The organism is Rathayibacter sp. AY1F8 (assembly GCF_002932165.1).
Lineage (GTDB): Bacteria > Actinomycetota > Actinomycetes > Actinomycetales > Microbacteriaceae > Rathayibacter.
In genome coordinates this window covers 14,025-36,163 of sequence record NZ_PSVB01000021.1, presented here as the reverse complement: position 1 = coordinate 36,163, position 22,139 = coordinate 14,025, and the positions used below count along the sequence as shown (strand labels likewise).

Here is a 22,139-nt window from a genome sequence, read left to right as displayed (position 1 = left end):
CCGAGTGCATCCTGGAGCGACGCGTACGCCGATGTCCGGTCGGATCAGCCGCGGTCGACGTCGCGCGAACGGCTCAGCGCGCGGTCCATCGCCCTCAGCGTCCGGAAGCCGGCCCGCTCGGCCACGGCCGCGCGAGCCGAGGGCGAGAGCGACGGGCTCGCGGCGAGCAGCGACGCGGCGAGGTGCACGCGCCGCTCGCGGAGGGTCGCGGCCACGGTCGTGCCCCGGCGGTGGAAGGCACGGTCCAGCGTCGCCCGCGAGACGCGGAGCCGCATCGCGAGAACGCCGGCGGTGAAGTCCGCGTCACCCGCCTCCGCATCGATGACGGCGATCGCGCGGAGGAGGACGCCCTCGAGTCCGTCCTCCGGACGGGCGGGCGGCAGGCTCTGCTTGATCAGGGCCGACGCGGTCGCCTCGAGCGCCCGGCGCAGCTCGCTGAAGCCGGGATCGCCCGCCGCGAGGTCCGCGTTGAGGGTCGCGTTGACGAGGGAGACGAAGGCGCCGCTGTAGCTGTCGGCGGCGAGCAGGATGCAGGACGGCCCGTCGGACTGTGCGCTCGTGAGGCCGAGCCTGCCCCAGGACGTCCTCAGCGCCAGCCAGGCGGAGTCCTCCTCCGCCCGGAACCGAGCGGAGTCGTCGCGTCGGAGGAGGGCGAGCCCGCCGGGCCGCAGACGAGCGGCCTCGAGAGGGCCGTCGACGACGATCTCGCCGGCGACCGGGACGATGAGGTCGACCTCGGCCCGGTCGGGGGCGGGGAGGGGCGGGTCGGTCCGGAGCGTGCCGGGTGTGTGCCAGAGGCGGCTCAGCCGGAAGCCGTCGACGGCGAGCACGTCCCCGGCGAGGTGCAGGGGCGGAGCTCCGTCGCTCGCCCAGCCGAGGCTCCTCAGCCACGCCTCCACGCGGGGACCGCTCAGCTGCAGCGTCTCGACGAGACCGCGCGGGGCGGCCGGCTGCTCGGAAGCGGTCACCGGGCTCCTTCGCAGCGGGGACGGGGTGCGCGGGCGGTGACCACGTTAGGCCGGGGGAGGGGCGCCGAGACGGGGTGGCGCGTTCCTCCTCGGACGAGGCGCCCGTCCTCGGCGGGAGGGCGGAGGCGGCCCTCCTCGCCCGCGGTCCGGCAGGACGCGGGCGGAGAGGGCCGCCGGGCGCGGATCAGCGGCAGTCGGTTCTCGCCTTGATCCAGTGGGGGTTCAGCGCGCCGTCTCCCTGGGCGGTGATCCCGGCCGCATCGGGGCCGGTGCTGGCACCGGAGCCGATCTTGGTCCACGTGTTCTGCGCCGTGCTGTAGTACCAGATGTCGCCGTTCGCCTTCACGGAGACGTTCCCATCCGCTCCCTGACCGTAGGTGCGGACGAACCCGGAGTTCTCCGGAACGGTCGCGAGCCGGGTGCCGTACTGCAGGACCCCGTCCTTGATCCAGTGGATCTCGAACGTCCCGCCCGGCCGCTGGGTCAGTCCGGCGGCGCTCGGCTCGGTGCTGGCTCCGGTGCCGACGAGGTCCCAGACGTTGCCCTGCGGGGTGTACCGCCAGATGTCGCCGTTCGACTTCACGGCGATCGTGCCGCGGGTGCCGAGGCCGTAGACGCGGACGAATCCGGAGTTGGTCGGCACCGTGGCCGCTGCGGTGCCGTACTGCAGGACTCCGTTCTTGATCCAGTGGACGTTCAGGGTCCCGGCCGGGTTCGCGGAGATGCCGGCCGCGCTCGGCTCGGTGCTGGCGCCGGTGCCCAGAAGGGTCCACTCGTCGGCCTGGCGGTTGTACCGCCAGATGTCGCCGTTCGCCTTGATGGAGACGTTCCCGTCCGCGCCCTGACCGTAGGTGCGGACGAATCCGGAGTTGTTCGGAACAGTCGCGAGCGCCTTGCCGTACTGGAGGACTCCGTCCTTGATCCAGTGCGCGTTGTAGGTTCCGTCCGGCTGCTGCGTGAGCCCGGATGTGCTGGGCTCCGTGGAGGCGCCCGTGCCGAGCTTCTGCCAGCCGTCCGACCGCCGGTACTGCCAGATGTCGCCGTTCGCCTTGACGGAGACGTTGCCGTTCACACCCTGCGAGGAGGTGTGGATGAATCCGGAGTTCTCGGGAACAGTGGCGAGGCCCGTGCTGTACTGCAGGTCGCCGGTCTGGCGGACCGGGAACGGGGCGTTCGTCTTCGCCGAGCCGCCGAAGGCGAGGGCCGAGCCGGTCGAGGGGCCCGCGATGACGCCGCCGACCGGGATGGTGGCGACTCCGTTCGCGTCGGTCACGAAGGTGTCGGTCCCGCTCCCTCCGAAGCGGAAGCCGGGCGGGGTGTTCACCCGCACGGGGACGTTCGCGACGTTGCCGCCGGTGAGGGTCAGCGTGATCGGCGCCGTGTTGGGCATGCACGCGATCATGGTCGGGATGGAGCTGAACACGAGGGTCTGCGTGGCAGAGGCGGCGGCGGCCGGGGTGGCCGTCGCTGCGGCGATCACGGGCAGGGACCAGGTGGCGCCGGCGACGACGGTGCGTCGCCTCAGCGGACCCTGCTCAGCGGGAGAGTTGTCGGAAGTCACAGTGAAGCTCCTCGGTCTGTCTTCTCGCCGGCGGCCTGCTCGGAGGACGGTCGTCGTCCGCTCGGCCGCTTCGGCGGGTACGACGGGCGCCGTACCGCTGGGGAGTCTTCCCGCGGGCGGGCGGTCGGCCCAAGCGCTCGGGGGCAGGTGAGGAGGAAGTGGCGCTGCCGTGAGGAGGGAGTGGTGAGCTCCGACGCCGCTCCGAGTCGCGATCGCCCTCCTGACCCGGTGATCCCGTCGGTCGCACGCTGCCGCCGGGGCGCCGCCGGGGCGCCGGCGGCGCGGTGAGCGGGAGCGTCGCCGTCCGCTGTGACCGGTCCGGTGACAAACGGAGCACGCGCGGGCTGCGAATCACTCCCGTGGTGAGGCGTCAGCGTGCCCGCGAGGAGGGGGCGCCCGATGAGGTCGAGATCGGCCGAGATGTACCGGCGGATGGCCGAGCACTGGAACGGCGTGGAGGCCCGTTCTGGACTGCGGGTCGAGGCGACGGGCTCGCTCGGCTTCGAGATCGCCAGACTGTGGATCCCCGGTGGCTGCGTTCTCGAGCAGAAGCCGCAGTCGCGCTGCCCGCCGGGCGCGCATCTGCTGCTGGTCGTCGAGGGCGGAGGACGCATCCGACAGGACGGACGGATGCTCGAGTGCGGCAGTGGTGATCTGGTGGTCATCGACGCGGAGCCGCGGACCGGGGCGCGCTTCCCCCGCTCGACCGTGATCTACGCCTGGGTGCTCGGCGAGCGGGCGCTGGAGCAGCGCTGGCTCACGGAGCGCTTCGGCGAGGTCCTGCCCGTCGCCGGCTGCTTCCTGGCCCCGGCGCGGGCGCTGATGAACGGTCTCCTCGACGGCGACCACGCTCTGGCGGAGCAGCCCGCCGTCGCCCGGGCGGGCGAGGCCTTCCTGAAGGAGCTGGTCGAGGGCTCCGCACCGCGCAGGCGTCCCCGCGCCGAGGACGTCTACGGGGAGGCCATGGCCCTGATCGAGGAGCGCCACCGCGATCCCGCCTTCACCGCCGCCCGGCTCGCCCGCGAGCTCCTGGTGTCGGAGCTGACGCTGGCTCGCGCGTTCTCCTTCCTCGGGCGGACGGCCGACGACGAGCTCGAGCGGCGCCGGGCGGGCACCCTCCTGCTCCTGATCGGCGGGCGGTCCCTGGCGACGGCCGACTTCGCGCGCTCGGCCGAGGAGGCGGGCTTCGCCTCCGAGGGGAGCGCTCGCCGCGCGCTGTGGCGGCTCTCCCAGCGCCGCTGACCGCGACGGTCCCCGTGGCCGTCCTCCCGGTCCGGCGACGGCGTGCGGCCGGATTCCGAGCGCGAGGCGCGGAGGCCTGGGAGATCCGTGCGAACGTCCGGCGGTGATCGACAGATGAGGGATTCTGTTCGTTCGACGCGGAGGAGGCGGGAGATGGGGGCCGCAGAGGAGCGGATGCAGGCGTTCGCTCGCGCCTGGTACGAGCGCGGGACCGGCGCTCCCGGTCTGCGGATGGACGCAGCGGACGGACCGGGACTCGCGCTGACGCGGGTGTGGGGGCCGAACGGGATCAGGGTCGCCCCCTCGCCGTCGGTCGACAGGGCGGACAGGCCGGCGGGCGTTCACATCTCCCTGATCGTCGAGGGCGGGGGAGAGGTCGTCCTCGACGAGGGCGTGCTCGAGGCGACGCCGAACAGCGTCCTGCTCCTCGACGCCAGGGTCCCGGCGCGCATCGACTACCGGCGGCCGACCGTCTCGTACACCTGGAGCTTCGACGCCGCCGTGCTCGAGCACCGGTGGGTCCGCGAGCGGATCAACGAGGTCGTGCCGGTGCGCGAGTCGGTCTGGACGCCTGCCCGTGCCCTCGCCAACAGTCTGATCGAGGGGGATCCGGCCGTGCTCGGGGCCGCCGGCGTGAGGCGGGCGAGCGAACTGCTGCTGGAGGGGATCGTCGAGCACAGCGCTCCGCGGGTCCGGACCCGGAGCGCCGACCAGGTCTACGCGGAGGCGATCCCGGTGATCGAGGCGCGCCACCGCGACCCGGCGTTCTCCGCCGCGGTGCTCGCCCGGGAGCTGCTCGTCTGCCCCCGCATGCTCGCGCAGGCTTTCGCGTTCCTCGGCCGCACGCCGGCGGAGGAGATCGAGACGCGCCGGGCGGGCACCCTCCGGCGCCGGATCGGCCTGCGGCGGCGGGGCCCTGCCGACTTCGCCCGCCTCGCCGAGGAATGCGGCTACGCCACCCGCGAGCAGGCCGCGCTGACGCTCTGCCGCTCCGCCTCCTGAGGCCGGCGGAGCGCCCCGGACACGACGGCGCCCCCTCGTCCGCGGAGGGACGAGGGGGCGCCGGGGGAGATCGGGCGGGAGCCCGGTCAGGTCTTGCTGCGGGCCATGACGGCGCGCTGGAGGAGGACGAAGACCAGGAGGATGCCTCCGGTGATGATCGTGGTCGCCTCCGGCGGGATGCCGCCGTCGCGGGTGATCAGGACGTTCATCAGTCCGAGCACCAGGGCGCCGACCACCGAGCCGAGCACGAACCCGACGCCGCCGGTGAGCAGCGTGCCGCCGATGACGGTCGCCGCGATGGCGTCGAGCTCCCAGCCGGTGCCGGTGATGTTCTGCGCGCTGCCGAGGCGGGCGGTGTAGACCACACCGGCGAGACCGGCGAGCGTGCCGCTGATGATGTAGATGAACAGCTTGGTCCGCACCACCGGGAGGCCCATCAGGGCCGCCGACTGCTCGGAGCCGCCCATCGCGTAGACCGTGCGGCCCAGGCGGGTGCGGTGCAGCACGAAGAACGCGCCGGCCACGACGAGGATCGCGATGATCACGCCGGGGCTGATGACGAAGTCGTTGACCTTCGGGCCGTCGATCAGCTTGATCGGCGTGGCCAGGCTCAGCACGGCCGAGTCCTCGGGGAGGCGCTCCGGGACGGTGCTCAGCATGGAGGCGAGACCGCGGGCCAGGAACATCATCGCGAGCGTCGCGATGAACGGCTGCACGTTGAAGTACTGGATCAGGACGCCAGAGATCACGCCGAACAGGGCGCCGATCACGACCATCAGGACCATCACGAGCCAGGGGTTCCAGCCGGCGTTGATCAGGAGCACGCCGCTCACGCTGCTGAACGCGATCACCGCGCCGACCGAGAGGTCGATGCCGCCGGTGAGGATCACGAAGGTGAGGCCCACGGCGAGGATGATCAGGTGCGCGTTGTTGACCAGCAGGTTCGAGATCGTGCTCGCCTGAAGGATCCGGCCGTAGGCGGCCTCGCCGTAGACGATCATCCCGAAGAAGATGATCAGCGCGGCCAGGGTGGGCAGCTTGTCCAGGTGCTGGCTCAGCCAGCCGCGCGCCCCGGAGGTGCGCTTGGTGCTCGCCGGAGGGGCGGAGCGGGTCATCACGGCACTCATGCGGGGATCGCCTCTTTCTGCGGGACGCTGCGGCGCGCCTCGCGACGGGACTTGAAGGCGGAGCGGACGCGCTCGGACTGCAGGAGGCAGAGCGCGACGATGACGATCGCCTTGAAGGCGGGCGTCGCGGAGGACGAGACTCCGAGGAACACGACGGTCTTGTCGAGGGTGGCGATCAGGATCGCGCCCACGGCGGCACCGGTGATGTTGAACTTGCCGCCGGCGAGCGAGGTGCCGCCGATGACGACCGCGAGGATCGCGTCGAGCTCGAGCTGGTAGCCGGTGCGCGAGACGTCGACCGTCATCACGCTCGCCGTGGCGAACACGCCCGCGACTCCGGCGAGGATGCCGCTGCCGATGTAGGCGGTCATCAGCAGGCCCCGGCGGTTGATGCCCGCGAGGCGGGCCGCCTTCGGGTCCATGCCGATGGCCTCGATCATCAGGCCGAGCGCGCTGCGGCGCACCAGGACTCCGACGACCACGACGATCGCGATGGCGAGGAGGAACACGACCGGGAGCCCGAAGACGTACCCGTTCGCGACCCAGCGGAAGGGCTCGTTGGTGGCGGCGGTGTTCTGGCCGCCGGTGATGACCTTCGCCAGGCCGCGGCCCGCGAGCATCACGACGAGCGTGCTGATGAAGGGCTGGAGGCCCACCACCGAAACCAGGACGCCGTTGACGGCTCCGAGCACGGCGGCCACGAGGAGGGCGAGTGCGAAGGCACCCGCTGCGGCGCCGAGCGAGTCGGGCGCTCCCGCGGAGTTGAGGAACTCCATCGAGACGGCGCCGGCGACGACCATGATCGAGCCGACCGAGAGGTCGATGCCCCCGGTCGCGACGACCAGGCACATGCCGACGGCGATCATCAGGATCGGAGCGGCGGCGCGGGCGATGTCGATGACGTTGCCGACGAGGTAGCCGGTGGTCGGGCTGACCGAGACGGCCAGGTAGCCCGGGTCCTTGACGACGTTGACGAGGAGGAGCAGGGCGATCGCCACGACTCCCCAGAAGTACTGGCGGCGGATGATCCCGCCGAGGACGGATCCCCGGGCGGGTCGGGTGTCGCTGCTCATGATGCGGCCTCCTGCGTGGCGCTCTCGAGGACGACGACGTCCTCGTCGACGACTCCCTCTGCGGCGATGGTAGTGACGATCGACTCCGCAGTGACAGCGGGACCGTTGAGGATCTCCGCGATCACGCGGTGGTCCTTCAGGACGATGATGCGGTCGCTGAGGCGGACGACCTCGTCGAGCTCGGACGAGATGAAGACCACGGCGACGCCCTCGCCGGCGAGGGCGACGACCTTCTCCTGGATCTCGGCCTTCGCTCCGACGTCGATGCCGCGGGTCGGCTCGTCGAGGATGAGGATCTCGGGGGCGGTGGCGAGCCAGCGGCCGAGGAGGACCTTCTGCTGGTTGCCGCCGGAGAGCTTGCTGATCGGGCGGTCGGGGTCGGCCGGGCGCACGTTGAGCTCGACGAGGTACTTGCCGACGATCTCGTCCTTCTCCTTCTTGGAGAGGGGGCGGGCCCAGCCGCGCTTGGCCTGCACGCCGAGGATGAGGTTCTCGCGGACCGAGAGGTCGCGGATGATGCCCTCGTCGCGGCGGTTCTCGCTCGAGAACGCGATCTTGTGGGCGAGACCGGCGGTCGGCGTCGGGACGTCGATCTTCTTGCCGTGCATCGTGATCTCGCCGGTGTCGGGCTTGTCGACGCCGTAGATCAGGCGCGCGAGCTCGGTGCGGCCGGAGCCGAGGAGCCCGGCGAAGCCGACGACCTCGCCGCGGTGCAGCGTCAGGTCGGTGCTCTCGATGGAGCCCTTCTTGCCGATGCCCTTCGCGGTGTAGAGCGGGGCGTCGCGGTAGAGGTGGTCCTGGCTCTCGCGCTCGGAGTCGAGGGAGCGCAGCGCCGCGATGTCCTTGCCGATCATCTTCGAGATCAGCGAGGTGCGGTCGAGCTCGTGGGTCAGGTACTCGCCGACGAAGGTGCCGTTGCGCAGCACCGTCAGGCGGTCGCTGATCGCGTAGACCTGGTCGAGGAAGTGCGAGACGAAGAGGATCGCGACGCCCTCCGCACGGAGGCGGCGGATGACGACGAAGAGGTTCTCGACCTCGTTCGCGTCCAGGCTCGAGGTCGGCTCGTCGAGGATGAGCACCTTGGAGTCGCTCACCGTCGAGCGGCTGATCGCGACCAGCTGCTGCATCGCGATCGAGAGCGAGGCGAGCGACTGGCGCGTGTTGAGGTGGCCGAGGCCGAGCTTCTCGAGCGCGACCTTCGCGGCCTGGTGGGTGGCCTTCCAGTTGATGCCGAAGGGTCCGCGGACCTCGTAGCCGAGCATCACGTTCTCTCCGATGGAGAGGTTCGTGACCAGGTTGACCTCCTGGTACACGGTGGAGATGCCCGCGGCCTGCGAGTCGGCGGTGCCGGTCAGGCGACGGGTCTCCCCGTCGATCACGATGTCTCCGCTGTCGATGCGGTAGACGCCGGTGAGGGCCTTGATGAGCGTGGACTTGCCGGCGCCGTTCTCACCCATGAGGGTGTGGACCTCGCCCGGGAACAGGCGGAAGTCGACGCCGTCGAGGGCTTTCACGCCGGGGAAGCTGATCGAGATGTTCTTCATCTCGACGATCGGAGGCGAACCTGTCATGTCGCGTCGTTCCGTTCTCGAGCGGGGCGCAGCCGAACAGGTGCGCCGAAGGGTCGGAGCGACCGGGGCCGGCGGGTGGGCCGGCCCCGGTCGCTCCGGGGGAGTGGTGCCGCGTCGAGGACGACGCCGGGCGACCGGTGGTGCTGAGCGACTAGAACTTGCGGTCGGGCAGCGCGGTGGTGGCGGCCTCGGGCGAGTCGAAGGTCTCGCTCGGGACGACGATCGAGGACTCGACCGTCTCGCCGGCCAGGGTCTTCTCGACCGCGTCGAGGGCGGTCTCGCCGAACAGCGGGTTGTACTCGGCGACGAAGCTCAGCTCGCCGTCGGCCAGCGCCTGCAGGGCGTTCTTGGTGCCGTCGATCGTGGCGATCTTGACGTCGGTGCCGGGGGTGAGGCCGGCCTCCTGGACGGCCTGGACAGCGCCGAGGCCCATCTCGTCGTTCTGTGCGAAGACCAGCTGGACGTCGTTGTTGTTCGACTTCAGGACGGTCTCGAAGACGCTCTTGGCCTCTTCGGTGGACCAGTTCGCGGTCTGTGCGCCGATCTTGGTGAACTTCGAGTCGGCGCCGATGACCTCGTCCCAGCCTTCGTTGCGCTCGTTGACGACCGAGACGCCCGCGGGGCCCTCGAGCGTGAAGTACTTCGCGCCGCTCGGGAAGGTGGTCTTGGCCCAGTCGGCGACCGAGGTGCTGACCGCGATGTTGTCCGGCGCGATGCGGGTCACGTAGAGGTCGGTGTTGTCCGGCTCGATGCCGCGGTCGATCAGGATGACCGGGATCTCGGCCTCCTGGGCGCGCTCGAGCGAGTCCTCCCAGCCGGAGCCCTCCGTGGCGGAGAGCAGGATGATGTCGACGCCCTCGTCCACGAAGGAGGTGAAGGAGTCGATCTGCGACTTCTGGTCTCCGTTGGTGGCGGGTGCGTACTTCAGGTCGAAGCCGGCGTCCTTGGTGAACGTGTCCTCGATGTTGGTCTCGTTCGCCTGGCGCCACGCGCCCTCGGGGCCGACGGCCACGAAGCCGACGGTGGTGAGGTCACCGCTCGAGCCGGAGCCCGAATCGGTGCCGGAACCGCCCGAGCAGCCCGCGAGTCCGAACGCGAGTGCGCCGACTGCTGCGAAACCCAGGAACTGGCCGATACGCCTCGTCTTGGACATAGATCTCCTCCTTGAGATCGCGGGCACGAAGAGAGTGCCCGAGATGGTGGACCCCGAAGGGCCTCGAATGCGGGCCTAGCGGCCCGAGGTGCGGTGAGTGCAGGATGTGCAGTGGGCGCCGGCCGAAGCAGCGCCACGTCGAAATGTTACCGTGAACAATTCTTGTGACGCAACAGCACGGCGGTGCGCTTCGGTAACGATCCGGTCGCGGGGCCCGCAGGGCCCGATGGCAACTCTCTGCCCGGTGGTCGGGCCCGGGAGTAGCTTCCCTGGCCATGATGCTCCCTCGATCGCGCTCCGTCCCCGCGACGGCCGCGACGGCGGCCCTCGTGCTCGCGCTCTGCGGATGCTCCGCGGACGGCACGGCGGCCCGCCGCGCGGCCGACGCCTTCCTCTCCGCGCTCGCCGACGGCGACGGCCGCGCGGCGTGCGCGCTGCTCACCGATTCCGCCCGCGAGGCCGTGGAGGACCGGTAGGGCGACTGCCCCGGCGGCGTGCTGGAGCTCGGGATCGCGGAAGACGGAGCAGGGGACGCCGAGGTCTACGGCCGGGCGGCGATCGTGCGCTCCGGCGGCACCGCGGTGTTCCTCACTCCGGGCGACGACGGCTGGCTGGTGCGCGCGGCGGGGTGCACGCCGGTGGCGGACGCGCCCTTCGACTGCGTCCTGGACGGGAGCTGACGTGCGCACCGCTTCCGCCCTGTACTACGCCGTGATCGTGCTCGGCCTGATCGGGTTCTTCGCCGTCGGGATCCTCGGGAGGTGAGCCGGATGCGCCGCTTCCTGCGCGAGAACGGACTCTCGCTGTTCTTCCTCGCGATCTTCCTGCTCGCTCTCGCCGGGCAGTCGTTCGCCGGGCTCGCCGCGTACAACGACACCCAGGTCGCGGAGGGGCTGCGGGAGGTCGGCTACTGGCGCTTCGTCACCTCCTCCGACTTCGCGATCGACGTCGCCGAGAACTGGCAGTCGGAGTACCTCCAGTTCTTCCTCTACATCGGCGCGACCGTCTGGCTCGTGCAGCGCGGCTCGCCCGAGTCGAAGCGGGTGGGCGAGGAGAGCCTCGAGACCGACGAGCAGCAGAAGGCGGGGGCGTCCGCGGAGGACGACTCGCCGCCCTCGGCGTCCGCCGGCGGCGTGCGGCAGGCGCTGTTCTCGCACTCGCTGCTGCTGGTGATGGGGGTGGTGTTCCTGCTGTCCTGGGCGGCGCAGTCGGTGACGGGCGTCGTGGCCTACAACGAGGAGCAGCTGACGAGCCTGGAAGCGCCCGTCGACTGGCTCGGCTACGTCTCCTCCGCCGACTTCTGGAACCGGACGCTCCAGAACTGGCAGTCGGAGTTCCTCGCGGTGGGCAGCATGGCGGCGCTCGCCGTGTTCCTGCGCGAGCGCGGGTCGAGCGAGTCGAAGAAGGTGGGCGACCCGCACGGGCGGACGGGGATCTGAGCGGTCAGGGGGCGTCGGATCGGACGCGGATCTCGTCGCCCTCGAGGGCGAACCGCAGGGACGTGCCGATCGGGAACCGCTCGCGCAGGGCCTCCGGCGCCGCCGACGTCACGGTGAACTGCGCGACCGCGGGGAACGCTCCGGCCGTGCAGCCCTGGAAGAACAGGCCGTCCTGCGGCTCGGCGGTCCGCACGATGGAGAGGCACGAGCCGGCGCTCGAGGAGCGGCGCTGCCGGACGACGGTGAGCCCCGTGTCGGCGGGCAGGCTCTGCCGCACGACGGTGAGCCCGCCGAAGTCCTCGGTGGTGACCGATCCGTCGAACCCCAGTCCCTCCCAGCCGGGGAGGTCGGTGCCGTTCGACAGCGGCAGCACGGCGACCTCGCGGCCGGGCTGTCCGTCCCCGGCGGTGGCGAGGAGGGTGGCCCCCGCGGCGACGGCGGCCGTCGCGGCCAGCGCGGCGAGGAGGAGGAGGCCGCGCCGACGGGAGCGGCGGGGCGGGACGTGGCCGAAAGGGTCGGACTCCTCGTCGGCGGAGGCGTCCGCGGAAGGTGCCGCGTCCTCCGGCGCCGCGTCCCCGGAGACCGCGGGAACCAGCGCGTCCGGCAGTGCGGTGCCGAGGGCGGGGCGGACGCGGGCCTCGAGCGCGGAGAGCCGGGCGAGCGCGCCGGGGTCCCGCTCGATGTCGGAGCCTCGGCCGTAGGCGCGCCGCTGCAGCTCCGCGAGCTCGTCCGGTCGCTGATCGTCCACCCCCGGATCCTCGCAGGCCCGGCGCCCGAGCGGGACCCGCCGGCGCGTCGAGGTCCTGGCGGTCGAGCAGCCCGGACGGCTCATCGAGACCCGGTGGACGGTGCGGCCGCTCGGCCGGCGGGGGAGGTCAGTCGTCGTCGTCGTCGAGGTCGTCGTCGCGGTCGGCGGCGATCATCTCGACGATCGTGTCGACGGTGAGCCAGGGGCCGTTGCTGACCTCGCCGATCTTCTCGCGGTCCTTGAAGACGACGATGCGGTCGCTGAGGCGCACCACCTCCTCCAGCTCGGACGAGATGTAGACGACGGTCACCCCCTCCTTCGCGAGCTGCGCGATGTGCGCCTGGATCTCGACCTTCGACGCCACGTCGATCCCGCGCGCCGGCTCGTCGAGCACGAGCAGCCGCGGACGGGTCGCGAGCCACCGCGCGAGGACCACCTTCTGCTGGTTGCCTCCGGAGAGGTACTTCACCGGGATGTCCGGGTCGGCCGGCGAGATGTTCAGCGCCTCGACGTAGGTGCGCACCAGGGTGTCGGTCTCGGCGGCCGACAGCGGGTGCGCCCAGCCGCGCAGAGCCTGCAGGCCCAGCACGAGGTTCTCGCGGAGGGAGAGGTCGCCGATGATCCCGTCCTCGCGGCGGTTCTCGCTCGAGTGGGCGATGCGGTGGCGCAGGCCCGACACCGGGTCGGAGATGCGGGCGGGCTCGCCGTCGATCAGCACCTCGCCGGTGTCCGGCTTCTCGACCCCGCTCACCAGCGACGCCAGCTCGGTGCGCCCCGAGCCGCGCAGGCCCGCGAAGCCCACGATCTCGCCGCGGTGCAGCTCCAGATCGGTCGGGCCCACGGCGCCGCGGCGGCCGATCCCGTGCGCGCGGTAGATCGCCGGGCCGACCGGCTGGCGGCGGTGCTCGCGGCGGTCGGAGCCGATCTGCCGCAGCGCGTCGATGTCCTTGCCGATCATCTTCGCGATCAGCTCGGCGCGGTCCATGGTGTGCGCCGGGTACTCGCCGACGGTGCCGCCGTCGCGGAGCACCGTCAGCCGGTCGCTGAGGGTGAGGACCTGCTCGAGGAAGTGCGAGACGAACAGGATCGCGACGCCCTGGTCGCGCAGCCTCCGCAGCACCGTGAAGAGGCGGGCCACGTCGCTGAGGTCGAGGCTGGAGGTGGGCTCGTCGAGCACGAGCACGCGCGGACGGTCGACCATCGCGCGGCTGATCGCGACAAGCTGGCGGATCGCCGGCGAGAGCGAGCGCAGCGGCAGGTGCGGGTCGAGGTCCTCCAGGCCCAGCTCGGCGAGCATCTCAGCCGCGCGGTGGTGGGTGCGCGACCAGGAGATGCCGAAGCGGCCGCGGACCTCGTGTCCGAGCATCACGTTCTCGCCGATGCTGAGGTTGTCGGTGAGGCGCTCGTCCTGGAACACGGCCGTGATGCCCGCTGCCTTCGCCTCCGCCGGACCGCTGAAGCGCCGCGCGACGCCGTCGACGAGGATCTCGCCCGCGTCGGGCTGGTGGATGCCGGTGAGCGTCTTGATCAGCGTGGACTTGCCCGCGCCGTTCTCGCCCATCAGCCCGTGGATCTCGCCCGGCACCAGCCGCAGGTTCCCGTCCTTCAGAGCGGGTCCGGAGGCGAAGGAGACGCGGATGCCGGTCATCTCGACGACGGGTGCCGCGGAGCTCCGGGTCGTCCTCGATGAGATCGCCACGTGCCGTCCTCGGTTCGTGTGCGGCGCGCCGTCAGGGTCCGGCGTGCCAGGGGCTGCCGCCGATGATACGCGAGCGCATGCGGCGGGACGGGAACAGGAGGGTCACGATCGGGGAGCGGCCGTGGAGGAGCGGATCACCAGCTCCGTGGGGATCCGGGTGCGCTGCGGGATCTCCTGGCCGCGGATCCTCGCGTGGATCACCTCGGCGACCGTCGTCCCGAGCTTGTCGAAGTCCTGGCGGACCGTCGTCAGCGGCGGGAGGAAGTGGCGGGCGGTGGGCAGGTCGTCGAAGCCGACGATGCTCACGTCCTCGGGCACGCGGATCCCGCGCTCGACGAGGCCGTGGATCACTCCGAGCGCCATCTCGTCGTTCGCGACGACCATCGCGGTGAAGTCGGGCACCGACTGCAGGCTCGCGGCGAAGTCGTACCCGGAGTCCGGGGTCCAGTCGCCGATGACGATGGGGCGCTCGTGCATCCCCCACGACTTCGCGCGGCTGTGGAAGGCGCGCTCGCGGGCGCGCGCGTCGAGCCAGTCGAGGGGGCCGGAGAGGTGCAGCACGTCGCGGTGGCCGAGGTTGCCCAGGTGGTCGACGGCCTGGAACATGCCGGCCTGCTGGTCGACCGAGACGGTGAGGAAGCTCGGATCCTTGTCGCTCTTCACCACGAGCGTCGGCACGCCGATCTCGACGGTGCGGAGGGTCGCCACGGAGGAGGAGCGCGGCGCGATCACGCAGAGCGCGTCGATCCCGAGGCCCATCAGGTGGGCGATCGCGTCGGTGGGGGTCATCTCAAGGTCCGGCCGCAGCGCGACGGAGGTGATCGAGTACCCCTTCTCGCGGGCGGCGCGCTCGATCGCGCGGAGGGTGCTCGACGGCCCGTACTCGGCGCCGCTCTCGATCATCACGCCGATGCGGTCGGTGCGCTGCGTGACGAGGGAGCGGGCGGCGATGTTCGGCCTGTAGTTGAGCTCGTCGACCGCCTCGAGGACCTTCTGGCGGGTCGACTCCTTGATGTTGGGGTGCCCGCTGAGCACGCGCGACACGGTCATGTGCGAGACGCCCGCGACCGCCGCGACATGGCGGAGGTTCGGCCGATCGGCCATGAGAGGACCTCCTCCGCTCCCCGGGCGGGTGAGCCGCGCCACCCCGGCGCGGACGAGGCTCAGAGGGCTCGGCTGCCGGGGGTGGCACCAGCATAGTCAGGCGGGGCCGACCTCCCGGTGGGCGCCTCCTGAGCGGGCGGGCACCGTCCGTTCCGCTGCGGGATCCGCCGTGGCGCGGGGCGGGCGGGTCCGTCCCGGTCGCGTCGCTCTCACTGCGGTCCTCGATGATCGAGGGGGCTCCGGCGCCCCTGCCGCCGGGGAGCTCCGTGAAGCGGAGGACATGCGGTTCCCTGCTGCGCTCGATGTCGCGGAGGCACGAATCGACTGTCGACTCCGCGTTCGGAGACTCGGAGTAGAAGCTCTTCTCGAGAGAGCACTCGTACGGGCCGTGCTCACGAGCGATGACATGAGCCGTACGGCTGCGGAGAAGGATCTCGGCACGAGCCAGTCGAGCACGCAGGCTCTGCCGCAGCGCTTCATCTGCGTCGCAGACCGCTCGGACGTCCTCGAACGAGACTCCGTCCGCGAACGAGTCGTCCCCGTCGTGCGGAGCCCGCTGGAAGTAGCGGGCGTACCCGGAGAAGCGGTAGTAGTTCTGCGCGGCCAGGTAGCTCGTGCAGGCCTCCCCGTCGGCGATGCCGAGCCCGCGGTCACGGAGGAGCTGGACCTGCTGCTTCCACGACAGGCTCGGTTTCCGTGCCATCGCAGTACCTCGGTGCCGAAGAAAAAGGCCCCTCCCATGTGAGCATCGCGGAGAGGCTTGGGAGGGGGTCGATCGGATCGAATCTACCAGGCGTCCCTCAGCCGTGGTCCCTGCGGCGCCACTCGACCAGCAGGTGGCACGAGTGCTGATCGGACCATCGCCGCAGGACGGAGAGGGCCGACCGCCGCGGCGCCGAACGCTGCGGGTCTTCGAAGGCGCGGGGCGGGCGAGTACTCTCGGGAGCCTCATGGCACGCGACAACGAACCGACCGTCACCCTCACCGATCCGCTCGAGGAGCGCCTGCGCGCGCAGGTCGCCCGCGAGGGGGAGCGCAACGTCGCTCTGCGATCCGCGGCCCTGCTCACCGGCGGGTACGAGGGCGAGTCCTTCCTCCTCACCGTGGGCGGCGAGCACGCCGACGGGATCCTCAAGGGAGCGCCCTCCCTCTACTGGCCCGAGCTCTGGGGCGCCCGCGCGCTCCTCTACGTCTGGGACGACGACGCCGCCGACGCGGTGACCGCCGGACTCGCGAACCCCTCCTGGCGCGTCCGCGAGATGTGCGCCCGCGTCTGCGCCGAGCGCGTGCTGGGCGGGCAGAAGAAGCTGTCCCGCCTGACCACCGACGAGCACCCCCGGGTCCGCGCGGCAGGAGCGCGCGCTCTCGTGGCGGCCGCTCTGGCGGGGATCTCCTCCGGTCGCGACGCGAAGGGCGAGTTCGCGGCGAGCGTCGAGGCCGTCCTGACGGGCATGCTCCGCGACCCGGACCGCGACGTCCGCCGCGCCGCGCAGCAGTCGGCCTACGCGCTGCGGGACGCCCGCTCGGCCTGAGCGGACCGTCCGCCGGCGGTCGAGGCGTCGCGAAGGGCTGCCTCCCGGCTCCGATGACGACCGTTCGTGACGCCTCGGAGCCCCGGGGGCTCAGCCGACCAGGTGCGTCGCGCGCTCGAAGGCGCGCTTCAGCTCGTCGCGCTTGCGGGGCTGGCTCATCGCCCGCTGGCCGGGGCTCCACGAGTCGATGACCGTCGGGCCGTCGACCAGGTACGGCTCGATGTTCTTCTTCCAGCCGCTGGTCGGCGCGGTCCCGGCGTTGACGACGACCCGCAGGTCGGGGAGCAGCGGAAGGAGCCGGCGCAGCTCCATCGCGCCCTGCCGCACCTCGTCCGCGTCGGGGGCGCCGTCGAGCTGCCACGGCACGATGTTCCAGATCAGGGTGCGGGCGTGCAGTCCGACCTCGTCGCGGAGGGTCCAGGTCGAAGCGGCCGTCGCGTCGTCGTTGTCGACCGAGACGAAGCCGGAGCCGTCGGGGCCGGTCGACATCGGTCCCGGGGCCTCCAGCACGATGAGCGCGCGCGCCTCGACGCCGGCCTCGGCCGGGTCGAAGTCGGGCACCACGGCACCCGGATGCCTGCGGGTGCGCCGGGCGAGGAGCTCCTCGCGGAACGCCCGGAGGGGCTGCACCGAGGGCTCGTCCTCGAGCAGGGCCCGGCGCTCGTCGAGGGCGGAGCGGTCGCGGAAGCCGTACGGCTCGGTCAGGAACACCCTCCGAGGCTAGTCGCGATCCGCCCAGCCGCGGGAGGCGGGCCTGCGGGCGCCCTCCTGGGTGACCCCGCCAGGGCCTGGCTCGCGCCGCCCCCGGCTCCTACGGTCTGACTGCAGTCGAGAATCTGGACCGGAGGGGGTCACCGTGTCGGACGAGCCGTCAGTGAGCATCGGGGTTCCGTACGTCGAAGGGGGGTCGTCGCCGCAGGTGCTGGACGTGTACAGCAGGTCGGTGTCCCCGGCCGAGGACGCCGCTCGGCCGGCCGTCGTGCTGATCCACGGCGGCGGGTGGTTCCGGGGGGACAAGAGCAAGGAGCGGGCGCTCGCGACGATGCTGGTCGACGCCGGCTACCTCGTGTTCGCGGCGGACTACCGCGAGGCTCCGGACTCGGTCTTCCCGGCCAGCAGGGACGACGTGCTCGCCGCGGAGCGGTGGGCAGTCGCGTCCGAGTGGGCGTTCGACCGGAGCAGGCTGGCGTTCTTCGGCGGATCGGCGGGCGGGAACCTGGTCGTGGAGGCCGCGATCGCCACCGGTCGGCCCGCCGTCAGCTGGTCGGGGATGTTCGACCTCCTCGGCATCGTCGAGGCGACCGACGACCTCCCGGCCACGCCGACGACGCAGGACCTCGACGCCATGAAGAGCGCCGACATCAACCAGACCGGCCGGAACGACGCCTTCCTGCGCTGGACGATCCTCAACGAGGTCGGGGGCGACCGCGGGCTGCTCACCGCCGCCTCCACGACGCGCCACGCCTCCCCGGACGGCGGGCCGGTGTTCCTGGCCAACTCGCTCGGCGAGTTCGTCCCCGTGAGCGACGCGCAGGCCATGCAGGCGGCGCTCTCCGCGGTCGGAGTCGCCAGCACGCTGCAGCTGATCCCGGGCACCCGTCACGCCGAGGGGTACACGGAGGCGGCCATCGGCCCCTCGCTCGCCTTCCTCCGCGACGCCCTCCCGCCGGCCCGAGCATGACGACGACGGAGTTCGCCGGAGTCGGCAACGTCTTCTACTTCGTCGACGACCTCGACGCCGCTGTCGCCTGGTACTCGGCGCGGCTCGGGCGCGAGCCCGTCGTCCGCGGCGGGGCGCTCGTGGCCTACGACCTGGACGGCACCCGTCTGACGCTGCACGAGCGGGACGAGCTGAACCGGCCCGGACCCGACGGCACGAGCCCGTACTGGACGGTTCCCGACGTCGACGCCGTCGTCGCCGACTGGACGGCGAACGGCGCCGTCGCCCACCGCGGTCCGAAGACGGTGTTCACGGGGGAGCGGCTGTGCCAGCTGCTGGACCCGTTCGGCAACCTCTTCTCGGTGCGGCAGGCCGTGCCCCGTGACTGAGGACGTCGCTCCGGCTCCCGCCGCCCCGGCGCAGACGTCCGCGCCGGCGCAGCCGTCGGCCTGGGCGCCCATGGCGATCACCGCCTTCCGCGTGCTGTGGTTCGCCCAGCTGGGCAGCAACATCGGCACCTGGATGCAGACCGTCGGAGCCCAGTGGTACCTGGTCGAGGCGGCCGCGGGCGCGGCGGTCGTCGCGCTCGTGCAGACGGCCAGCCTGGCGCCCTCGATCCTCGTCGCCCTCCCCGCGGGCGTGCTGGCCGACTCGCTCGACCGGCGGCGGCTGCTCATCTGGGGGTCGTCGGCCAGCGCGCTGCTGGCGGCGGCTCTGACGGTCGTGGCGGCGGTCGGTGCGCTGACGCCGTGGACGATCCTGGCCTTCACCTTCCTCCTCGGCATCACCTCCACCCTGACCTCGCCCGCCTGGCAGGCGATCCAGCCGGAGCTCGTGCCCCGGAACCTGATCGCGGCGTCGTCGGCCCTCGGAGGGGTGACGGTGAACGGCGCGCGCGCGGTCGGCCCGGCCCTAGCGGGCGTCGTCCTCTCGGCGTTCGGCGCTCCGGTGGTCTTCGGCATCAATGCCCTGAGCTTCATCGGCGCGGTGCTCGCTCTGCTCTGGTGGAAGCGGCCGGCGCAGACCGGCCTCGACGACCGCGAGCAGTTCGGCGCCGCGCTGAAGGGAGGGATCCGGTACGTCGCCTCCGCGCACCTCGTCCGCCGGATCCTCCTCCGCTCCGCGCTCTTCGCCCTGCCGGCCAGTGCGCTCTGGGCGCTGCTGCCGCTCACCGCGAAGCGCCTCCAGCTCGACTCCAGCGGCTACGGCTTCCTCCTCGGGGCCCTCGGTGCCGGTGCCGTGCTCGGCGTCTTCGCCCTGCCGCTCGCCCGCCGGAAGCTCTCGGACGACGTCGTCATCGGGGCGAGCGCCGTGCTGTTCGCGGCGGGGACGCTCGCGGCGGCCTTCCTGCCCCTCGTCCCGGCGCTGCTGCTGCTGGTCCTCGCGGGGCTGGCCTGGATCGGCACCCTCACCGTGCTGAACGCGGCACTGCAGCTCACACTGCCGCAGTGGGTGCGGTCCCGCGGAGCCTCGATCTACATCCTGGTCTTCATGGGGACCATGGCGGTCGGGTCGATCGGCTGGGGCCTGGCCGCGCAGGTGCTCGGCACCGCGCCCGCGTACGCCGCGGCGGCCGCTCTGCTCCTCCTCGTGGCGGCCAGCGTGCGGGTGCTGCCCCTGCTGCCGGGGACGGGAACCGTCGACCGCAGCATCTCGATGTCGTGGCCCACGCCCACGCTGGTGTTCGAGCCGGAGCCGACGGACGGGCCGGTGATGGTGCAGATCTCGTGGACGGTCCGCCCCGACTCCCTCGCGGACTTCCGATCGGCCATGCGGCTGCTGGAGAGCTCCCGCCGCCGGACCGGCGCCTCGCGGTGGGCGCTCTACCGGAGCGGGGAGGAGGCCGACGTGCAGCTGGAGACGTTCATGGTGCCCTCGTGGGGCGAGTTCCGGCGGCAGGAGACCCAGCGGCTCACCGGCCGCGACCGCGAGATCCGCGCGGCGGCGCTGACCCACGCCGACGGCGATCCCGTCGAGCGGCACTTCTTCCCGAGCGCGACGCCCTCCTCCTGAGAGCGGGAGCGGCGGCGAGCCGTCCCCGTGATCGACGAGACGGCCGGCGTGCGAGCGGTGTCTCGGCGGATGTCTCGCCCCGCGTCCCGGGCGCGAGGGCGGAGGTGCGCCGCGGTCAGCCGCCGACGGTGGAGCCGAAGCCGGACTTGCCGGAGGCGCCGAAGCCGCCGGAGAGGGTCGCCTTCGAGCCGACGGTCGAGCCGGCCGGCGCGCGCTGCACGACGTCGGGCTGGGTCGCTCCGCGGGCCGCGAAGCCGCCGGACGCGACGGGCGCCCAGCTGGTCGCCCGCGTCGAGTTCCAGCGCGAGGACGCGAAGATCAGCGGGCCGAGCCAGAAGCCGCCGGCGTAGTGCCCGCGGTACTCGTCGGTCGCCTCGCACAGCTGCTCGGGGTCGTCGCCGACCTCCTCGCCCTGCGCCTGGAGCTGGGCGATCTGCTCCCGCACGTCGGCGAGGCAGTCCTCGCGGCTCGCGTAGACGGGGCGCTCGGCGTTCTCGGGGATGACGTAGTCCTGGCCGTCCGCTCCCGTGGCGACGACGCCGTCGGTCGAGGGGCCGCCGTTCGCGAGGGCGACGGCGAGGCCGACCGCGCCGACCGCGACCGCGCCGCCGATGAGCAGGCCGCGGCGGTTCTTCGCGATGCCGCTGATGCCGACGCTCCGGGAGCGGTGGGGAGCGGTGCGGGTGGGGCCGTCGCCGCGGCCGGTGCCGCCGCTCGAGCCGCCGCTCGGCGTGCCGGAGCCCGCCGCGGGCTCGCGGCTGCCCCAGTCGTTCCCGGAGTTCGGCGTCCCGGAATCGCCGGGGGTGCGGTCGTCGTCCGTCATCGGGTCTCCTCGTCCTGCGGGCGGGCCGCGCGGGTGTCCTGCGGCCGGTCGTGCTCGGGGGCGCCGTACTCGGGCGCGGGGGTGCCGGACGCGGGAGCGCCGTAGGCGGGGGTGGCGCCGTGCCCGGGGCGGGAGGCGGCCGACGCGGCGTCCGCGTCCGTCGCGGCCCCGTCGCTCCGTCCGCCCTCGATGTAGTGGGGGACGAACTCCGCCAGGTCGCCGGTGATCAGGCTGCTCGTCTCGCGCACGTCGATGCCGGCCGGGGTCTCGCCGACGATCCAGCTGCCGATGACGACGGTCTTCCCGTCGACCCGGGCCAGCTCGGCGCGCTCCTGGTGGATGAAGCCCTCGGCGCCGTAGCTCCCGCCGTTCTCGGCGACGACCGAGCCGTCGGCGTCGAGGACCGTCACGTTGGCGCCCTCCCGCCCCAGGCGCGGCTTGCGCACCTGGGCGGTGCCGGGCAGCGGATGCACGGAGGCGGGCAGCAGGTTCGGGTGGCCGCGGAACATCTCCCACAGCACCACCAGCAGCTGCTTGTTGCTGAGCAGGAGCTTCCACGCCGGCTCGACCCAGCGGGTGCGCTCGCGCCGGTCGAGGAGCAGGCCGCCGAACTGCTCGCCGAGCATCCACTCCCACGGGTACAGCTTGAATACGTGGCGGATCGGCTCGCCGTCGCCGTCGAGGAAGCCGGCGCCGTCGAACTCGTAGCGGATGTCCTCGACGAAGATCAGCTTGGGGTCGAAGCCGGCCTGCGCCGCGGTCTCGGCCATGTAGGCGACGGTGTCGGCGTCCTCGACGATCAGCTCGCCGTCTCCGGAGTCGTGCAGCGACGCGAGGTGCAGGCGGGCGCCCTCGTCGAGGCTCCAGCGCTCGAGGCGGAGGTGGCGCCACTGCTCGACGAGCTGCTCGTGCAGGCTGTTGAACTGGTCGGCGTCGGGACCCTTCGTCTCGACGAGCCACTGCCACTGGGCCGCGGCGGTCTCGACCAGCGAGGTCGGGGTGTCGGCGTTGAACTCGAGCAGCTTCACCGCGCCCGCGCCGTCGTAGGCGAGATCGAAGCGGCCGTAGACCGTGGGGTCGTCCTCGTCCCACGAGGTGCGCACCAGCTCGTGGAAGCGGGGCGGGATGCCGAACTCGGCGAAGCGGCCCTTCCGCACCACGAGCTCGCAGGCCTCCATGCAGAGGTCGAAGAGCTCCGAGGTCGTGCGCTCGAGCAGGTCGATCTCGGCGGGCTCGAAGGAGTACGCCGCGGACTCGTTCCAGTAGGGGCGGCCGCCCTCGGAGGGGAGGTCGTAGAAGCTGAAGCCGATCTCGTCGCAGCGGGCTCGCCAGTCCGGTCGCGGAGTGAGGGTGTGTCTGCGCATGATGTCCGGCAAGTGTAGGTCGGGCGTCCGCGTGAGGGCAGGGGGTGGCGCCGTCCTCCG

Annotated in this window: 21 protein-coding genes and 1 pseudogene; 9 read left to right on the top strand and 13 right to left on the bottom strand. The window is 72.3% G+C overall.

The features are described 5' to 3' along the window. Window positions 1-44: 44 nt before the first annotated feature. Both C5C35_RS13735 and C5C35_RS13730 read right to left on the bottom strand, forming a co-directional pair. Window positions 45-968 carry a helix-turn-helix domain-containing protein gene (locus tag C5C35_RS13735; protein WP_104263325.1) on the bottom strand — a complete coding sequence of 308 codons (924 nt, stop codon included), beginning with the start codon at window positions 966-968 and terminating at the stop codon, window positions 45-47. A gap of 184 nt (window positions 969-1,152) precedes the next feature. After that, window positions 1,153-2,529: a hypothetical protein gene (locus C5C35_RS13730; RefSeq protein ID WP_104263324.1), complete on the bottom strand. Its 1,377-nt coding sequence runs from the start codon at window positions 2,527-2,529 to the stop codon at window positions 1,153-1,155. 399 nt (window positions 2,530-2,928) lie between these two features. On the opposite strand from C5C35_RS13730, the gene C5C35_RS13725 reads away from it, so the two are divergent. After that, window positions 2,929-3,771 (top strand): hypothetical protein, encoded by an 843-nt coding sequence (locus C5C35_RS13725; protein ID WP_146084609.1) that lies wholly within the window; start codon window positions 2,929-2,931, stop codon window positions 3,769-3,771. A gap of 153 nt (window positions 3,772-3,924) precedes the next feature. Continuing rightward, window positions 3,925-4,773 (top strand): hypothetical protein, encoded by an 849-nt coding sequence (locus C5C35_RS13720; protein ID WP_104263322.1) that lies wholly within the window; start codon window positions 3,925-3,927, stop codon window positions 4,771-4,773. Window positions 4,774-4,859: 86 nt separating this feature from the next. Here the strand turns inward: C5C35_RS13720 and C5C35_RS13715 are convergent, their stop codons facing one another. The 4 genes from C5C35_RS13715 to C5C35_RS13700 form a co-directional block, all read right to left on the bottom strand. Then, window positions 4,860-5,900, bottom strand: a complete 1,041-nt coding sequence (locus C5C35_RS13715; RefSeq protein ID WP_104222391.1) for a sugar ABC transporter permease — start codon at window positions 5,898-5,900, stop codon at window positions 4,860-4,862. After that, the gene (locus tag C5C35_RS13710) at window positions 5,897-6,973 is read right to left on the bottom strand and encodes an ABC transporter permease (RefSeq protein WP_104263321.1); all 1,077 of its coding nucleotides are present in this window, start codon (window positions 6,971-6,973) and stop codon (window positions 5,897-5,899) included. The genes C5C35_RS13715 and C5C35_RS13710 overlap by 4 nt, the downstream gene beginning before the upstream one ends. Continuing rightward, the gene (locus C5C35_RS13705) at window positions 6,970-8,544 is read right to left on the bottom strand and encodes a sugar ABC transporter ATP-binding protein (RefSeq protein WP_104222393.1); all 1,575 of its coding nucleotides are present in this window, start codon (window positions 8,542-8,544) and stop codon (window positions 6,970-6,972) included. Before C5C35_RS13705 ends, C5C35_RS13710 begins: the two co-directional genes overlap by 4 nt. Window positions 8,545-8,695: 151 nt before the next feature. Next, a complete protein-coding gene (locus C5C35_RS13700) occupies window positions 8,696-9,697 on the bottom strand; it encodes an ABC transporter substrate-binding protein (RefSeq protein WP_104222394.1) in 1,002 nt (333 codons plus the stop codon). A 275-nt stretch (window positions 9,698-9,972) separates the two neighbouring features. On the opposite strand from C5C35_RS13700, the gene C5C35_RS13695 reads away from it, so the two are divergent. From C5C35_RS13695 to C5C35_RS13685, 3 genes are all read left to right on the top strand, one after another. Then, complete coding sequence (locus C5C35_RS13695) at window positions 9,973-10,173, top strand: hypothetical protein (RefSeq protein WP_104222395.1); 201 nt, start codon at window positions 9,973-9,975, stop codon at window positions 10,171-10,173. An 18-nt stretch (window positions 10,174-10,191) separates the two neighbouring features. Then, on the top strand, window positions 10,192-10,377 hold the full coding sequence (locus tag C5C35_RS13690; protein WP_104263320.1) for a hypothetical protein: 186 nt from the start codon (window positions 10,192-10,194) through the stop codon (window positions 10,375-10,377). A gap of 90 nt (window positions 10,378-10,467) precedes the next feature. Then, window positions 10,468-11,136 carry a DUF6766 family protein gene (locus C5C35_RS13685; RefSeq protein ID WP_104263319.1) on the top strand — a complete coding sequence of 223 codons (669 nt, stop codon included), beginning with the start codon at window positions 10,468-10,470 and terminating at the stop codon, window positions 11,134-11,136. 4 nt (window positions 11,137-11,140) lie between these two features. Here C5C35_RS13685 and C5C35_RS13680 read toward each other — a convergent pair whose 3' ends face one another. The 4 genes and pseudogenes from C5C35_RS13680 to C5C35_RS17425 form a co-directional block, all read right to left on the bottom strand. Further along, window positions 11,141-11,884, bottom strand: a complete 744-nt coding sequence (locus C5C35_RS13680; RefSeq protein WP_104263318.1) for a hypothetical protein — start codon at window positions 11,882-11,884, stop codon at window positions 11,141-11,143. A 127-nt stretch (window positions 11,885-12,011) separates the two neighbouring features. Next, complete coding sequence (locus C5C35_RS13675) at window positions 12,012-13,532, bottom strand: sugar ABC transporter ATP-binding protein (protein ID WP_104255631.1); 1,521 nt, start codon at window positions 13,530-13,532, stop codon at window positions 12,012-12,014. Between the two features lie 153 nt (window positions 13,533-13,685). Then, complete coding sequence (locus C5C35_RS13670) at window positions 13,686-14,687, bottom strand: LacI family DNA-binding transcriptional regulator (protein ID WP_104227009.1); 1,002 nt, start codon at window positions 14,685-14,687, stop codon at window positions 13,686-13,688. Window positions 14,688-14,991: 304 nt separating this feature from the next. Next, window positions 14,992-15,390, bottom strand: a pseudogene (locus C5C35_RS17425) (Abi family protein); the annotation flags it as partial. Between the two features lie 247 nt (window positions 15,391-15,637). Between C5C35_RS17425 and C5C35_RS13660 the strand changes: the two are divergent. Continuing rightward, entirely contained in the window at window positions 15,638-16,219 is a 582-nt protein-coding gene (locus C5C35_RS13660; RefSeq protein WP_258066332.1) for a HEAT repeat domain-containing protein, read from the top strand. A 90-nt stretch (window positions 16,220-16,309) separates the two neighbouring features. Here the strand turns inward: C5C35_RS13660 and C5C35_RS13655 are convergent, their stop codons facing one another. Beyond that, window positions 16,310-16,930, bottom strand: coding sequence for a hypothetical protein (locus C5C35_RS13655; protein ID WP_104250025.1), 621 nt, complete (start codon window positions 16,928-16,930; stop codon window positions 16,310-16,312). Between the two features lie 163 nt (window positions 16,931-17,093). On the opposite strand from C5C35_RS13655, the gene C5C35_RS13650 reads away from it, so the two are divergent. From C5C35_RS13650 to C5C35_RS13640, 3 genes are read left to right on the top strand one after another with little or no spacing between them, the layout of a single operon-like run. Continuing rightward, entirely contained in the window at window positions 17,094-17,900 is an 807-nt protein-coding gene (locus tag C5C35_RS13650) for an alpha/beta hydrolase (RefSeq protein WP_181134088.1), read from the top strand. Further along, entirely contained in the window at window positions 17,897-18,268 is a 372-nt protein-coding gene (locus C5C35_RS13645) for a VOC family protein (RefSeq protein WP_104234343.1), read from the top strand. Before C5C35_RS13650 ends, C5C35_RS13645 begins: the two co-directional genes overlap by 4 nt. Continuing rightward, window positions 18,261-19,892, top strand: a complete 1,632-nt coding sequence (locus tag C5C35_RS13640) for an MFS transporter (protein WP_244230571.1) — start codon at window positions 18,261-18,263, stop codon at window positions 19,890-19,892. The genes C5C35_RS13645 and C5C35_RS13640 overlap by 8 nt, the downstream gene beginning before the upstream one ends. Window positions 19,893-20,007: 115 nt before the next feature. On the opposite strand, the gene C5C35_RS13635 is transcribed toward C5C35_RS13640, so the two are convergent. Both C5C35_RS13635 and C5C35_RS13630 read right to left on the bottom strand, forming a co-directional pair. Further along, window positions 20,008-20,715: a hypothetical protein gene (locus tag C5C35_RS13635; protein ID WP_104263316.1), complete on the bottom strand. Its 708-nt coding sequence runs from the start codon at window positions 20,713-20,715 to the stop codon at window positions 20,008-20,010. Continuing rightward, complete coding sequence (locus C5C35_RS13630; RefSeq protein ID WP_104263315.1) at window positions 20,712-22,079, bottom strand: glutathionylspermidine synthase family protein; 1,368 nt, start codon at window positions 22,077-22,079, stop codon at window positions 20,712-20,714. The genes C5C35_RS13635 and C5C35_RS13630 overlap by 4 nt, the downstream gene beginning before the upstream one ends. Between the last annotated feature and the right edge of the window lie 60 nt (window positions 22,080-22,139).

Coding starts and splice junctions, on each gene's coding strand:
- C5C35_RS13725 (WP_146084609.1), top strand. CDS start 2,929: ATGAGGTCGAGATCGGCCGAGATGTACCGGCGGATGGCCGAGCACTGG.
- C5C35_RS13720 (WP_104263322.1), top strand. CDS start 3,925: ATGGGGGCCGCAGAGGAGCGGATGCAGGCGTTCGCTCGCGCCTGGTAC.
- C5C35_RS13715 (WP_104222391.1), bottom strand. CDS start 5,900: ATGAGTGCCGTGATGACCCGCTCCGCCCCTCCGGCGAGCACCAAGCGC.
- C5C35_RS13710 (WP_104263321.1), bottom strand. CDS start 6,973: ATGAGCAGCGACACCCGACCCGCCCGGGGATCCGTCCTCGGCGGGATC.
- C5C35_RS13705 (WP_104222393.1), bottom strand. CDS start 8,544: ATGACAGGTTCGCCTCCGATCGTCGAGATGAAGAACATCTCGATCAGC.
- C5C35_RS13700 (WP_104222394.1), bottom strand. CDS start 9,697: ATGTCCAAGACGAGGCGTATCGGCCAGTTCCTGGGTTTCGCAGCAGTC.
- C5C35_RS13695 (WP_104222395.1), top strand. CDS start 9,973: ATGATGCTCCCTCGATCGCGCTCCGTCCCCGCGACGGCCGCGACGGCG.
- C5C35_RS13685 (WP_104263319.1), top strand. CDS start 10,468: ATGCGCCGCTTCCTGCGCGAGAACGGACTCTCGCTGTTCTTCCTCGCG.
- C5C35_RS13675 (WP_104255631.1), bottom strand. CDS start 13,532: ATGACCGGCATCCGCGTCTCCTTCGCCTCCGGACCCGCTCTGAAGGAC.
- C5C35_RS13670 (WP_104227009.1), bottom strand. CDS start 14,687: ATGGCCGATCGGCCGAACCTCCGCCATGTCGCGGCGGTCGCGGGCGTC.
- C5C35_RS13660 (WP_258066332.1), top strand. CDS start 15,638: ATGGCACGCGACAACGAACCGACCGTCACCCTCACCGATCCGCTCGAG.
- C5C35_RS13645 (WP_104234343.1), top strand. CDS start 17,897: ATGACGACGACGGAGTTCGCCGGAGTCGGCAACGTCTTCTACTTCGTC.
- C5C35_RS13635 (WP_104263316.1), bottom strand. CDS start 20,715: ATGACGGACGACGACCGCACCCCCGGCGATTCCGGGACGCCGAACTCC.
- C5C35_RS13630 (WP_104263315.1), bottom strand. CDS start 22,079: ATGCGCAGACACACCCTCACTCCGCGACCGGACTGGCGAGCCCGCTGC.